Annotated in this window: 10 protein-coding genes; 5 read left to right on the top strand and 5 right to left on the bottom strand. The window is 62.2% G+C overall.

Translation table 11 applies throughout. From position 1 onward, the window contains the following. The first annotated feature begins 101 nt into the window (after window positions 1-101). The 3 genes from AC6H4Z_RS01045 (at window position 102) to AC6H4Z_RS01035 (ending at window position 4,540) form a co-directional block, all read left to right on the top strand. A complete protein-coding gene (locus AC6H4Z_RS01045; RefSeq protein WP_497544874.1) occupies window positions 102-2,594 on the top strand; it encodes an ABC transporter permease in 2,493 nt (830 codons plus the stop codon). Window positions 2,595-2,676: 82 nt separating this feature from the next. Beyond that, window positions 2,677-3,792 (top strand): S41 family peptidase, encoded by a 1,116-nt coding sequence (locus tag AC6H4Z_RS01040; RefSeq protein ID WP_497544873.1) that lies wholly within the window; start codon window positions 2,677-2,679, stop codon window positions 3,790-3,792. Window positions 3,793-4,069: 277 nt separating this feature from the next. After that, window positions 4,070-4,540 carry a hypothetical protein gene (locus tag AC6H4Z_RS01035; protein WP_497544872.1) on the top strand — a complete coding sequence of 157 codons (471 nt, stop codon included), beginning with the start codon at window positions 4,070-4,072 and terminating at the stop codon, window positions 4,538-4,540. 35 nt (window positions 4,541-4,575) lie between these two features. Here the strand turns inward: AC6H4Z_RS01035 and AC6H4Z_RS01030 are convergent, their stop codons facing one another. Then, window positions 4,576-5,799 carry a glycosyltransferase gene (locus AC6H4Z_RS01030; protein WP_497544871.1) on the bottom strand — a complete coding sequence of 408 codons (1,224 nt, stop codon included), beginning with the start codon at window positions 5,797-5,799 and terminating at the stop codon, window positions 4,576-4,578. Beyond that, window positions 5,774-6,955, bottom strand: coding sequence for a heparan-alpha-glucosaminide N-acetyltransferase domain-containing protein (locus AC6H4Z_RS01025; RefSeq protein ID WP_497544870.1), 1,182 nt, complete (start codon window positions 6,953-6,955; stop codon window positions 5,774-5,776). The genes AC6H4Z_RS01030 and AC6H4Z_RS01025 overlap by 26 nt, the downstream gene beginning before the upstream one ends. A 307-nt stretch (window positions 6,956-7,262) precedes the next feature. On the opposite strand from AC6H4Z_RS01025, the gene AC6H4Z_RS01020 reads away from it, so the two are divergent. Continuing rightward, window positions 7,263-8,765 (top strand): MSCRAMM family protein, encoded by a 1,503-nt coding sequence (locus AC6H4Z_RS01020; RefSeq protein WP_497544869.1) that lies wholly within the window; start codon window positions 7,263-7,265, stop codon window positions 8,763-8,765. Here AC6H4Z_RS01020 and AC6H4Z_RS01015 read toward each other — a convergent pair. Genes AC6H4Z_RS01015 through AC6H4Z_RS01005 form a run of 3 tightly spaced genes read right to left on the bottom strand, consistent with a single transcriptional unit; the run spans window position 8,748 to window position 11,072 of the window. Then, on the bottom strand, window positions 8,748-9,254 hold the full coding sequence (locus AC6H4Z_RS01015) for a hypothetical protein (protein WP_497544868.1): 507 nt from the start codon (window positions 9,252-9,254) through the stop codon (window positions 8,748-8,750). The two genes, AC6H4Z_RS01020 and AC6H4Z_RS01015, sit on opposite strands and share 18 nt — an antisense overlap. 26 nt (window positions 9,255-9,280) lie before the next feature. Further along, window positions 9,281-10,171: a c-type cytochrome gene (locus AC6H4Z_RS01010; RefSeq protein WP_497544867.1), complete on the bottom strand. Its 891-nt coding sequence runs from the start codon at window positions 10,169-10,171 to the stop codon at window positions 9,281-9,283. Between the two features lie 28 nt (window positions 10,172-10,199). Continuing rightward, a complete protein-coding gene (locus tag AC6H4Z_RS01005) occupies window positions 10,200-11,072 on the bottom strand; it encodes a DUF5602 domain-containing protein (protein WP_497544866.1) in 873 nt (290 codons plus the stop codon). 178 nt (window positions 11,073-11,250) lie between these two features. Here AC6H4Z_RS01005 and AC6H4Z_RS01000 point away from each other — a divergent pair, with 178 nt between their 5' ends. Beyond that, window positions 11,251-11,769 carry an alpha/beta fold hydrolase gene (locus tag AC6H4Z_RS01000; protein ID WP_497544865.1) on the top strand — a complete coding sequence of 173 codons (519 nt, stop codon included), beginning with the start codon at window positions 11,251-11,253 and terminating at the stop codon, window positions 11,767-11,769. Window positions 11,770-11,857 lie beyond the last annotated feature (88 nt).

Genomic DNA, 11,857 nt, shown 5'->3' with positions numbered 1-11,857 from the left:
AACTATCATGTTAATTAACACAGTAGTTAAGTCAAGACCTATTCAAACCAGCCCGACCGACCGACTGTCCATTCGTCGACGGTTTCTCTCACACCGGACGCATGCGCGAGCTCCTCAGCCGCTTCGGCGAACACCTCCTGCACGACGCGCGCTATGCGCTTCGCGGCCTCCGGCGGTCGCCCGGCTTTACCGCCGCCGTCGTGCTGACCCTCGGTCTCGGCATCGGCGCCAATGCGGCGATGTTCAATGTCATCGACCAGCTGATGTTCCGGCCGTACCGCTACCTCCGCGATCCTGGAACGGCGCGGCGCGTCTATCTTCGCATTCCGGGCGCAATGCGGTTGAACGCGCGTGAGTCGTTCCCCTACGCGCGATATCTCGATCTGAAGAACGGAACGACATCGTTCTCGCAGGCGGCGGCCTTCGTTCCCGTCACGGTTGCGGTTGGGAGCGGCGAGGCGTCGCGCGAACGACCCATCGCCGCGGTGTCCGCCAGCTATTTCGACTTCTTTAATGCCCGCCCGGTGCTCGGCCGCTATTTCGTCGCGGCCGAAGACACCACGCCAAGTGGTGCGCAGGTGGCGGTACTGAGTTTCGCGTTCTGGAAAGCAGAATTCGGCGGTCGCGACGTTAGAGGCGAATCGATTCAGGTCGACAACTTTCTCTGCACGATCATTGGCGTGGCGCCCGACGGATTTACTGGAGTCGCCGACGGGAGTGCACCAACGGTGTTCGTGCCGATCACGACGTACGGCGGTCATCAGCCGGGTGGATCGTCGGTCGAATACTGGCGGCGATACACGTGGGACTGGGCCGAGATGATGGTGCGCCTGAAGCCAGGCGTGACGATGGCACAAGCCAACGCCGACTTGACGCTCGCGTACATCGGGAGTCGCGACGCGGCGCGCGTGATTCACTCGTGGATGCCACCCAAGGATAAGACGCGCCCAGTTGCCGTCGCCGGAGCGCTCAAGACGGCGGCCGGACCGTACCCAGGTCTCGAGGCACGAACACTGTCCTGGGTCACGGGCGTTGCCGTGATCGTGTTGCTCATCGCGTGCTCGAACGTAGCGAATCTCTTTCTCGCTCGTGCGCTGCGTCGTCGGAGAGAGACGGCGTTGCGACTTGCACTCGGCGTGAGTCGCGGTCGATTGATCGCGCAGTCGCTGACAGAGAGTCTCGTCCTGTCGCTGATCGGCTGCGCGCTGGGAATCGCGATCACCGCGTGGGGAAGCACGGCCATTCGTCGCCTCGTGCTTCCGGAAGCAACGTCGCTCGATGTGGGCATCGACTGGCGAACGCTTGCCGTGGCGCTTGGCGCCGCGATGATCGCCGCAGCCGTGACGAGCATTGCGCCGGTGCTTCTCGCTGGGCGCAGCAACGTCACGAGTACGCTCAAGGCTGGCATGCGCGAGAGCACATATCAGCGCTCGCGATTGCGTTCGTCTCTGCTGGTCATTCAGGGAGCACTGTCCGTGGCGTTGCTGGTGGGTGCAGGACTGTTCGTCCGTAGTCTCGATCGTGTCCGCGACATGCATCTAGGGTACGACGTGAACCCGGTGTTGATGGCGCGATGGCAGCGGCGCGGCGCACAGATGACAACACCGGAGCGCGTTGCGTTCCGTCGGCGCTTGCTCGACGTTGCGCGCGCCATTCCAGGTGTGGAGACGGCGGCGTTCGTCAGCAACGTCCCACTCGAGGGCACGTCGACGATGCCGCTTGTGGTTCCTGGCATCGACTCGGTCGCCAAGCTCGGCCGGTTTACCTATCAGACCGCGAGTGCGGACTATTTCAGCGCGATCGGAACACGCATCCTTCGCGGTCGCTCGTTCACGACTGGCGATATCGTCGGTGCCCCGCCCGTCGTCGTCATCAGCGAAAGCATGGCGCGCACGCTCTGGCCTGGACGCGAAGCATTGGGCCAGTGCATCCAAGCAGGAGCCGACACCATGCCGTGCAGCACCGTCGTTGGCATCGCTGAGGATGCGGTGCATGATCCTGTTGCCGATCAGCGACTCCGCTTTTATCTGCCGATGGAACAAGCGCCGACCGAGGGTGGATCGCTACTCGTGTTGCGTATGCACCAGCGCCCCGACGCCGTGGTCGAAGGCGTTCGGCGCGCGTTGCAGGCGGCGATGCCTGGCCAGCAGTACATCACCGTTCAACCCATGACGAACCTGCTAGACGTGCAACGTCGCTCTTGGGAGGTCGGTGCGACGATGTTCGTCGCGTTTGGCGTCCTGGCGCTCGTTGTTGCGTCGGTGGGATTGTATGGAGTGATTGCCTACATGGTGGCGCAACGGATGCACGAACTAGGTGTGCGCATCGCACTAGGCGCCCAGAGTGCAGATGTCATCCGTCTCGTCGTTGGCGAAGGCCTCCGCCTGGCCACTCTCGGCGTGGGTGCTGGTGCCGTACTCGCAGTCGGCGCCTCGCGTTGGATTCAGCCGCTACTCTTCCAACAATCGGCCCGCGATCCGGTCGTGCTTGCCAGCGTGAGCGTTCTCTTACTATGTGTCGCTGGGGCGGCGAGCGCGATGCCCGCTTTGCGCGCGACCCGAGCGGACCCAAACACAGTGCTGCGCGCCGAATAGCGACGTGACGTAGCGCCTTGCGGTAGTCGCGCGCAGTTAGGCATACTCTGGCCAGCCCCTACCGCGGCGACAACGCGCAACCGTGAACGATTTACTGACAGCACGACGATCAGGCCGCATCGCCTCCACGCTTCGCGCGTGGTGGCGTCGCGTCGTGTTCGCGCCCATGGTCGCCGTAGCGGCCTGCAGTTCTGACAGCCCTGCGCCTGCCGCATCACCGCCAGAGGCTCGCGCTGCCGCGCGTGCGTATCTCGACAGCGCTATTACGCTCATGCAGACGCAGGCGTTCTATCGTCGTCGCGTGAAGTGGGATTCAATCCGCGCCAACGCGCATGTCATGGCAGCGAACGCGATCGTGCCGGCGGAAACGTACGCCGCAATCAAGGTCGCGCTTGGCGCACTCGGCGATCGTCATAGTTCTCTCATTCTTCCGGCGACCACGCTCATTGGACCAACGGCGGCGTTGGGCACGTCTTCGTTCATCGCCGGACATCCAATCGATTCGATCGGCGCGGAGGTGCTCGACGGGCGGTATGGATACATTCACGTTCCATCATACAGCCCGCCGCGCGGAGCGAATGCGAGCGACTTTGTCGACGCACTGCAAGCCGGCGTGCGAACAGTGGACGCGAGCGCGCCGTGCGGGTGGATCGTTGACGTTCGGCACAATCTCGGCGGCAACATGTGGCCGATGCTCGCCGGCATTGGGCCACTTCTCGGAGACGACGAGCGTGTCGGCGCCTTCGTCGATGCAGACAGTGTGTCCAAGCCGTGGTACTACAGCAAGGGCATGGCGGGTTACGTCGAACCAAGCGGCGAGCGACTGATACTCGCAGCACCGAGTCAGCCATTCTACGTGCTGCGACATCCGAATCCGCCGGTCGCGATTCTGACGGATTCACTGACTGCGAGTTCCGGTGAAGCGGTTGCGCTGGCGTTTCGCGGACTGACACGAGCAAGGAGTTTTGGCGCTGCTACGTACGGCGTGGCCACAGGCAACGCAGGCTATCGTCTTCCCGATGGCGCGGTGCTCGTGCTGACGATCTCAGTGGATACTGATCGCAATGGCGCTCGCTATTCGCTGCGCATTCCACCGGATCAACCCATTGCCATCGCGTCATATCCGGCGACGGATGACGCGGTTGTTGCGGCAGCAATGAAATGGCTTGCGACCAAGGCTGAGTGCAGCACGAAGTAGCAGTAGTATTCTCATGCACCGATGCTGCATGCGAAGTCGCAGTGTGATCATCATCACACGGTAGAAGCCGAGTCGGCGGGCTTCTTGCTTCAGTAACCCGGCGTTACGCCGTTCGAACGCGAGCGGCAGAGCTTCTTCAACGCCGGGTTTCGATATGCGCCGATTTTCACATGCATCCTGCGGTCTCGCTGTTCTCGCTCTCGGAGCCGTAACGGCTTGCAGCAGCGACTCGACGAGTCCTTCCAACTCGAATTCTCTGTCGCCGGCGGAAGCGCGCGTGGTCGCCTCTGCGCTCTTCGGCAATATTGCCGCAGCGGTCGGATCTCAAACACCGTCATCATCGACGACGCCGTCGGCACAGTCGTCCGCGACGGTACCCACCGTTTCCGCGACCATCAATGCGACGTGCTCAGGCGGCGGCACTCTCACCGGAAGTTACGTCTTTACGAATGACGTGAATTCGGCGGGAACGGGAACGAGGTCCGGTTCCGTCACTGTTGCTGCGGCGAAGTGCAACGTGTCGACTGGTCAGCGAACGATCACGACCGACGGCAGCTACACGTACACGTTTGCTGCGTCGTTCACGAACAATGCTCTGTCGTCAAACTTCGTATGGAAAGCTGGCGGCACATTCACGTGGACCGGCGGAAGCTGCACGCTCGATTACACCGTGACGGTAACACCGCAGGGCGCCAAGTCGCTCAGCGGGACGGTTTGCGGCTCGGACGTGAGCGGCAGCGCGACCTGACCTGCGCGCGAATGCGTGTTACGCGCGCGCGTTGCTTATGACAGAGCGCGCCGCGCGGCACGCAGGCGATCAGTCAATGCGCGAGGAAGCACGCTGACGCCGAGCAGTGCGACGCGGCGATCGAAACGAGGAAGTGTCACCAGGCTCTGCCAGAGCCGGCGAGCGGCCTGGCCGCGATTGCCAACATCGAGCTCGGCTTCACCAACCCAAGCGAGCGACTCCGCGAAACGACGCTGGACGATCTGCGGTTTGAGATCGATGTGCGCCGCAGATTCCGGAATCCACTTCTGCACGGTGCGCAGATTGTTGCGCGCCATTTCCAGCGTCATCGATGGACGAGTGAGCTGGTCGGCCGCTCCGACTCGATATGCCACGGACGGTGCGTCGATGAACAGCACCGGACCCGCGGAGCACAGGCGCACGTAGAACTCGTAGTCTTCGCCCGTGCGAGCGAACGATTCGTCGAAGCCACCTGTCAACTCGAGGCGTGATCGACGCATGAGCACCGTGGACGTGTGCAACAGATTGCCGAGCAGAATGGCGCTGAACAGATCGCCCTCGCGCACCGATGACGTCGCAAGCACGCTCGGCGCATTCGTCGTCAACGCGCCAAGTGTGTCCACGGTCGCGAGGATGTCTTCGATCCGCACGGAGTCGTACGCCGAGTACATCGTGCGTAGATATCGCTCGCGTATGACGTTGCCGATTTCGTCCGTGGCGGACATGTCCGTCCAGACGACGCCCGCATCGCCGTGACGCGTGAGGGCGGATACCTGCGCTTCGACCTTCCACGGCTGCCAACTGTCGTCGGAATCCAGAAAGGCGATGAACTCGCCGCGCGCGTGTCGTATTCCGAAGTTACGTGCCGCCGATACGCCGGCGTTTTCCTGACGTACATACGTCACGCGTGAACCGTACTTCTCGACGAGCGCACGTGTGTTGTCGGTCGATCCATCGTCGGCCACGACGACTTGAATGTCGGGATAGGTCTGCGCGAGCGCCGCGTCGATTGCACGGCTGAGGATGTGTTCCCGATTGTATGTCGGGATGATCACACTCACGAGTCCCGGTTGCGCTTGCTCAGCGAACTGAGCGTTTGATCGTGTCTGCGATAACGAGCGCGCAGGTCTGTTACGACCAATGCCGGCGATTGCTGACTGGATACTGGATACGCCGGTGCCAACAAGCAGAAGCCATGCGCCGACACTGATGCCAGCGAGGCCACGCGCCGAACTACTGAGTAGCGGGTGCAGAATCATGAGCCCAAGCCCGGACTGGTGGCAGACGTTCCAGGCCCACCGTGAGAAAGCGATTGAGACCGTTGCGGTCCCACCAGCGCGCGAAAACGAGAATCACTCCCACGCATGCAACGAAGATCAGCGGCCAGAATGACGTCTTCGGCAGGTGCAATGCGGCGAGGAACGTGTAGAACACGTAGAACTGAAACGTGAAAACGGCGAGCGAGCTTCGGCCGAGAGTCGCTGCTTGACGCGTGAGCCAGACGAAGCGCGATCGATGGTCGATGAACGTGACGGCCCAGAGCATCACCATCCCGATCCCGCCGAAGAAGAGCACGTACTCGGGTCCAGGCGGCAGCTTTGACCACGGCGAGAAGAACATCTTCCACAGCGCTGCGTCTTGTGGATCGCCGCGAACGGCATCGGTAACGATCCACTTGAGCTTGTAAACGATGAACGACACGGCGATGGCGGCACCGCCGCAGGCGAGCAGCGCGCGCTCGACACCCTTGATGTCGTTGGCCCGATAGAGATCGCCGAGGTACTCTCCGAACGCCGTGCATGCGATATAGACACCGAACCAGGGGAGAACCGGTACGGCATAGGTGAGAACGCGAAGCGGCGACCCACCGACCAAAAGCTCTCTGAGCAATTCGACGGCCATGTCCGTTGGCGTCCAGGAACTGAGAAGGCGCCAGGCAAAGCCAAAACAGAACAGGCCGAGGAAGCATCGCATCACGCGCGATGTCTGCGTGATGAGCAGCGAGCCGGCAATGACGCTGACCGCGATCGCATCAGTCATGAACGTCATTCGTAGTGCGTCGATCGGGTGCTGCTGGTACGCGAGGCGCGAGCACGCGATCAGCACATGGGCCACCGTCAACAGAAAGAGCGCTCGGTCGAGCAGCTTGAGGCGGAGCCTGGCGAAGCTCGCGCGTTTGACGGAGTACAGGAGCCCAAGAATGGTGCCGCTGACCACCACGAAGGTGGGCGACGCAATCATCCCGATGTCATAGAAGTACGGGACGACGCCGGAATCTCCGAAAGCCGTCCGTTCCAGGTACACCTGGGTGAAATGCGACAGGCACACGAGAACCATCGCGGCGCCGCGAGCGGCATCGAGGTTCGTGATCCGTGTGCTTTGTATACCGCGCGGGGCGGTAAGAGAGGTTTCCATTGTCGCCTACGAGTCTGACTTGGCCGTAGGCGGCGAGATAACACCAAGTTTCCTGAATGCGCCTTCCACCCCGCGGGATTTATGCGCCTCCATTGAAATCCGACGGCGTAGACGTGCTCCTACCGGCGGCCGGTGGGGGGCGGCGCACTTGGCCCGGGTGCTTCGCCAGAACCGGGGCGTGAAGCCCATGGCGCGCGCTGGTGGTTCGGGAGGGCGGCTTTCGAGTCGTGAGGGTCGAGCCTCTCACGCTTTGTGAGGTTTGTAATATGTTGTCGTATCCATTCTCTGGCTGTCAGTGGATCGGCATATGCGAATTCTAATTATCATCTGTGTCGCCCTGCTCGCGCGAACGTCTTCGGCACAGGCTCCCGACATCAAGGGTCGACTGTCGAAGGCGACGGTCAGTGGCGTCGTCTACGACAGCGTAGCACGAGCGCCGCTCGCCGGCGCTCTCGTCCAACTCGTCGCATCGGACAGCCTTGGCCGATTCGGCAACACCGTCTCCTCCGATTCATTGGGGCAGTTCGCATTTGCCGATGTCCCCGTCGGCCGGTATATGATCGCGTTTCTCCATCCGCTGCTCGATTCACTCGGCCTTGCACCGACGATGCATGAGGTGTCGGTGAGTGGTGATCGGCCTGTGCGTGCCGACTTGGCGATTCCGTCAGCGGGGCGGATACGTACAGCCGTCTGCGGCTCGCGATCCGCCGCGGACTCGGGTGCATTCGTCATCGGCGTCGTAGGCGATGCGAGTGGCCGAGCGCCGGTGGCTGGAGCGACGGTGACAGTGCAGTGGCGTGAGTTCGCGATCGGGCTGAAGACGATCGGAAGCCGAACTGCGCACCTCGACGCAACGACGACAACGAGTGGTTGGTTCGTTGTCTGTGATATTCCGAACGCAGGAACGATCGCGCTCATGGCAAGTCGCGGCGCGGATAGTACGGATGTCGTCGACGTGCCGATTCCGTCGACGGGTTTGTTGCGACGCGATCTATACCTTGGAGCCGCACATGACACCAGCGCCGCGAACCGCGGTCGTTTGAGCGGCGTCATCGTCGCTAGCGAGGGCGGGCGGCCACTGGCCGGAGCTCAAGTAAGCATTTTCAACGGGCCGCAGGCTCGCGCGAATGAGCGCGGTGAATGGACACTCGTAGACGTGCCGGCCGGGACACGGATGCTCAACGTTCGCGCAGTGGGCTACTTCCCAGATCACGAAGCAGTCGATGTCGTTTCGGGTGCGGCGCCTGTTCGCATTGCGCTGGCGACGATGAAGGCCGTGCTGGACACGGTGAGGATCTCGTCGTCACGGAGCGTCGATCTCAACATGCGTGGTTTCGAACAACGCCGACGGTCGAGCGGCATGGGACGATTCCTGACCGAGGCAGACATTGCCAAGCGGAATCCGCTGAGGACGTCTGACCTTTTCCGAATGGTGCCGGGACTCGAGACGGATCGTGATGGAACCATCTCGATGCGCGGGACGTTTGACGCGCGCTGCTCGCCGGCCGTCTATCTCAACGGGAGTTACATGTATTCACTCTCGGCGGATGAGATCGACAATTTCGCCAACCCCGACGAGGTGGCAGGCATCGAGATTTACGTCGGAGTGGCGGTTCCGCCGCAATTCAGCACGGGATTGGGCGGTGTTGCACAGCCCGGAGGCACGATCACCGGGTGTGGAAGCATTGTCATCTGGACAAAACCCAAGGTCCATCCACCCAGCGACTCGTCGTGGAAGGAGCGAATGACGAAGGTGGCCGGCGTGGTTGGAGTCGGCGCCCTGATTGGAGTCCTAGCCGTTCGGATGTGACGGTAAGCGGAGTTTGAGGCCGCGTGCTTCGAGCGCGCGCATGGCGGGTTCGCCCAATTCGTAGAACGGCGTATTGTCGCGGTTGAATACAACGATTGGACGGTCCCACAGCGCGGGATCCTCGCCTGCGGGCAGATAGATGCGCGAGACGTGAGTCGCCTTCTCCAACGGCGGCAGGGTTCCGGTCGGATAGGACATGAACTCCGGCCCCATGAACTCGGCGACGTCGACAAAACGCCGGCGTCGCACTGCGGCCGCTGAGTTCGGCGCGTACGGTTTCAGCGATTGGTAGACGATGGCGATGGTGTCCTTGGACAGGTTCATCAGCATCGCTCCCGCATGATTCAGAACTACGGGCGCCTTCAGTCCTTCGCCGCGAAGAATCACGATTGCCGGGAGGAAGAAACGAGCAGCCGGCCTTGCCGACTCGGCGCCAGTCAGCGACAGAGAGAACAGCGTGAGTCCCAGAACACTCAGCGTGCGACGCATCGCCGCCTCCCCATCGCGAATGGTTGCTATCTCCCGCCGTAGGCCTTGGCAGGCACCGTCTTGAGATACGCGTATACGGCCTTCAATTCAACATCCGTCATCGACTTCGTCAATCGCCACGGCATCAGCGAATCCACGGCTGACCCATCAGGCCGCTTCCCCTCGCGGAGTACACGGATGAAGTCCACCTCCGAGTATCTGCTGATTCCAGCTGGAGTGATGTTCGCCGCTGGCTTCCAGCCCGGCGGCCCGCCCGGAATCTTGCCGCCTGAAAACGTTGGGCCGTGACAGCCGCTACAACCAATCGCGAGATATTCGCCGTACTTCGCCGTCGGCTCCGGCTCCACGTGTGGCGCATGCGACTTCGCATGGTCAATCAACTCGGCCGGCAACAGCGACACCTGCCCCACGACGAATAGCGCGCGAATGATGGGCCCAACCCGCGGGCCCGGCTGCGACGATGTCATCGCGGGCACGCTGCGAGCGTAGCTCGCAATGGCCTCGAGTTCGTCGTCCGCCATCGTCGTAAACTCTTGCGCAGGCATCACGCGAAGTGGCAAGCCGTCGCGACGTACACCGTGTCGCACTGCTCGTTCCCAATCGCGCGGCTCCAGCTCTTTGCCGCGACCGCCCAGCGTGAGATTCGGCGCCGCAAGCCGACCGATGGCAGGATCATCGAACATCACGTTGCCACCGAGGTTCGCGCCGTGACAATCCACACAGCCGCGCACGGTCGCCAACCGCTTCCCCACCGCCAGCGTTGCTGAGTCGGTGCGCAATGCGATCGGATGCTCCGGGACTGTGAAGTGCCGCGCCATGCGAACTTCAGAATATCCATATGCGCCCGCGGCCACGATCAGGACCAGGGCGAGGGTGCCCGCGAGAATGCGGACACCCCATCGAACGATCGAACGCATGCGCATGACTCTCGCGCTCCCTGTATGACTACTGGTTACGCTGGACGAGACTGTCCAACGCGATGCGATACTCCTTCGCCACAGCATCCCACTGAATGGTGTACTGCGTCGGGTAGTAGCCCGTCTTCTCGACCGCGGTCGCAACCTTGATCGGCGTCGTGATGAGATTTCCCGCAACGCTCTTTACGGACTCGATGTGCACCTTGGTGATCATCGGTTCGTAGAAGATGAAGTGACCATCGTACGAGCCGTACAGGAACGTGCGCGTGAACGTCTTGTTGTTCGGCGGCGGCTGGAGCTCGGGCGACGTCGGATCGACCCAGTGCGCGCCCATCATCGGGACGCCGCTCGGCAACTTGATGTTTCCGACTGGACGGAACGCTTCGGCCGGCATCTTCTCGAGCTTCGCCTCGTACTGCGGATCGGTCGGCATGATCGCCATCTGCGCAGCTTCGGTCACCGTATAGAAGTGGAAGTCGAAGTGCGGCAGTGTGTACACCATGTCGGGTTCATGACCCATCGGGTTCCAGTCGACCATGGCGTGGTCGAAGCCCGTGACCTTCGCTTCCTGCGGCAATGCGAGCATCAACGTCGCGGCTGCCATGCCGCCGCCAGGCAGTGGCGTGGAAGGAAGCGCCGTCATGGCGTTCTCGCTTAGTGCGACACCGAGTGCGATCGGCTTGCCCGCGCTGCTGATCGACAGCCAAGCGCGCGCAGTTCCCTGCCCCAGTGTTTGCGACGGACCATATACGATGCGTGCGTTGCCTGGCTCGGTGCTGGTTTCGTTGGAGCAGGCGGCCATTGCGCCGGTCGTCGCCATGACGATGCCCAGGCCAGTGCCGAACATCGCGCGAAGACGTGAACGCCGCTGACTGGCGCGGCTGAATGAAGGCTCGAACATTTGGATCCTCCGCCAACGTGGTGGCGTCAAACGGTTTTTTGAAAAACGACTGCGCTCCACGCGGAGCGCTCGTAGCAAGTGGCGCCAAGGTTACGAGCGCTCGATTACCGCGGGCTTATTCGCGGCGGCGCAGACCGCTGTAAGCGGCGCGTAAGTGGGCGGATCCAGTTTCCGGTCCATGGAAACCACATTGGAAGTCGTCGCGTCAGCGACCCGATTGCTCGGCGGTTGGTCTGAAGTCCGCGCCGCCGATCACGTGACCAGATACATGCGCTTTGGGACGGGAACCGGAGCGCCGGTCATCATCCTCATTCCCGGAACCTCAGAGGCCAACATTTGGCCAGAATTGTTCGAAGCTCTGGCAGTCGGACGCCGGGTCTACATCCCCGACCTCCCCGATACCGAAGGCTGTTTCGCTCCTCGCCTTAGCGCCTTTCTCGACGGACTCGGCCTATCGTCAGCGACGCTGGTAGCGCCGGGCACGTTTTGCTTGCCGGCGGTCGAATTCGCTCTATTGGCGCCCGACCGTCTACAGGGGCTCGTTCTCATCCCTGGTGGAAGAGCCGACGAAACCGGTTTGACGGGAACTCTCGCCGCTTCGACACCAACTCGAGAGATCTCCGTATTGCTGGTTCGGCGGGACACTGCCGCCGCGAAGGCCGTAGACCTGGTCGACGGGTTTGTTGCCCGGGGGTAAGCCGAGGAGTATCGTTGCCGCCGAGGATCGCGGCGGACGACACGGCGCCCTGGGCGACCGGTTCCAGACCGACACGATCAGTAACTCC

Source organism: Leucogemmata humicola, from assembly GCF_055379415.1.
This window is presented reverse-complemented; position numbering and strand designations above follow the sequence as displayed.

Excerpts from the sequence above, each read along its gene's own strand:
- AC6H4Z_RS01045 (WP_497544874.1), top strand. The coding sequence starts at position 102 with ATGCGCGAGCTCCTCAGCCGCTTCGGCGAACACCTCCTGCACGACGCG.
- AC6H4Z_RS01010 (WP_497544867.1), bottom strand. The coding sequence starts at position 10,171 with ATGCGTTCGATCGTTCGATGGGGTGTCCGCATTCTCGCGGGCACCCTC.
- AC6H4Z_RS01025 (WP_497544870.1), bottom strand. The coding sequence starts at position 6,955 with ATGGAAACCTCTCTTACCGCCCCGCGCGGTATACAAAGCACACGGATC.
- AC6H4Z_RS01015 (WP_497544868.1), bottom strand. The coding sequence starts at position 9,254 with ATGCGTCGCACGCTGAGTGTTCTGGGACTCACGCTGTTCTCTCTGTCG.
- AC6H4Z_RS01030 (WP_497544871.1), bottom strand. The coding sequence starts at position 5,799 with ATGATTCTGCACCCGCTACTCAGTAGTTCGGCGCGTGGCCTCGCTGGC.
- AC6H4Z_RS01005 (WP_497544866.1), bottom strand. The coding sequence starts at position 11,072 with ATGTTCGAGCCTTCATTCAGCCGCGCCAGTCAGCGGCGTTCACGTCTT.
- AC6H4Z_RS01000 (WP_497544865.1), top strand. The coding sequence starts at position 11,251 with ATGGAAACCACATTGGAAGTCGTCGCGTCAGCGACCCGATTGCTCGGC.
- AC6H4Z_RS01020 (WP_497544869.1), top strand. The coding sequence starts at position 7,263 with ATGCGAATTCTAATTATCATCTGTGTCGCCCTGCTCGCGCGAACGTCT.